The 1,492-nt window shown below is 75.1% G+C and carries 1 protein-coding gene; it reads right to left on the reverse strand.

Annotation, left to right across the window (positions count from 1 at the left end):
• Nucleotides 1-166: 166 nt before the first annotated feature.
• Nucleotides 167-1,276 (reverse strand): carbohydrate kinase family protein, encoded by a 1,110-nt coding sequence (locus tag ACFU53_RS48005; RefSeq protein ID WP_384006996.1) that lies wholly within the window; start codon nt 1,274-1,276, stop codon nt 167-169.
• Between the last annotated feature and the right edge of the window lie 216 nt (nt 1,277-1,492).

Raw genomic sequence — 1,492 nt, forward strand, 5'->3', positions numbered from 1 at the left:
GGGGCTTCTCGCGCAGTTCCCCGCGCCCCTGAAAAGCAGGGGCTGCGCCCCGTGCCTTTCGGTCCGCAGGGGCCGTGTCTTTTCAGGGGCGCGGCGAACTGCGCGGCCAGCCACGACGCACCCGCGCCCGCCCGACACCCCCTGTCCGAGCTCTCACGCGGCAGCGCTACGCGGAGCGGCGGAACCCGATCGTCGGGACGGCCCGGCGCAGCGGCCAGGGGCTGACGTGGTCCTTCGGGAGGAGGTCCGCCAGGAAGGCGTACCGGCGCAGGGCCGCGGGGTCCTGGCCGTCCAGGGACTGCACCCGACGCCACCAGGCGGCAAGCTCCGACCAGCCGGGGGCGGACAACGACCCCCCGAACTCCTGGACCGACAGCGCGGCCGTCAGGCCCGCGAAGGCCAGCCGGTCCGCCAGGGGCCAGTCCGCCAGGGTTCCGGTGACGAAGCCGGCGACGAACACGTCACCCGCGCCCGTGGGGTCCATGGCCTCCACCGCGATGGCCGGCACCTCCGCCGTCTCGCCGGTCCGGCCGTCCACGGCGTACGCGCCCTCCGCGCCCAGCGTCACCACGGCCACCGGGACATGGTCGGTGAGGGCGCGGGCGGCGGCCCGGGGGCACTCGGCGCCGGTGTACCGCATCGCCTCCTGGGCGTTGGGCAGGAACGCCTCGCAGTGGGCGAGATCGGCGAGGCCCGCCAGGTCCCAGGCGCCGGTCTCGTCCCAGCCGACGTCCGCGAAGATCCGGGTGCCCTCGCTCGCGGCCCGCGCGATCCAGGGGGCGCGCACGCCGGGCGTGAGGGCGGCGACGGCGGCGCGCGCGTGGGGCGGGCACTCCGGCTCGGACTGCTCCGGGGGCGCCGCGTGGCCGTGGGAGACCATCGTGCGCTCGCCCTCGTACGCCATGGAGACGGTGACCGGGGAGTGCCAGCCGAGGACCGTGCGGGAGGTGGAGAGGTCGATGCCCTCGCCCTGCTCCAGAGCGTCCCAGCAGTACTCCCCGTAGTGGTCGTCGCCGAAGGCCGCCGCGAGGGAGGTTTTCAGGCCCAGCCGGGCCAGCGCCGTGGCCATGTTGGCCACCCCGCCGGGGCTCGACCCCATCCCGCGTGCCCAGGACTCGGTCCCGCGCACCGGGGCGGAGTCGAGCCCGGTGAAGATGATGTCGAGGAAGACGGTGCCGGTCAGATAGACGTCCCAGGGCGGGTCATCCGGTGCTCTCAGGGCCCTCAACGGGTCGACCTGGGGCCGGTGCGGTCGATCTCCCTCGAACGCGGTCACGATGTGCTCCCTGGCGTGGTGCGGATCCAGCCAGTCTGCACCAAACGCGCCGCGAGGGGGCGCCGGTCACGCTGGAGCGGGGCCTCGGTGCGTCGTCCCACCGGGGGTTTCGCCGCCGTGCGCCTTCCAGCCCGGGTGGGGAGGGGTTTGGCGGGTGCGGGTGCGTGGGGTTGTTCGCGCAGTTCCCCGCGCCCCCTTGCTTTCAGGGGCGCGGGG

The organism is Streptomyces sp. NPDC057474, from assembly GCF_042802555.1.
In the GTDB taxonomy this organism is placed as follows: domain Bacteria; phylum Actinomycetota; class Actinomycetes; order Streptomycetales; family Streptomycetaceae; genus Streptomyces.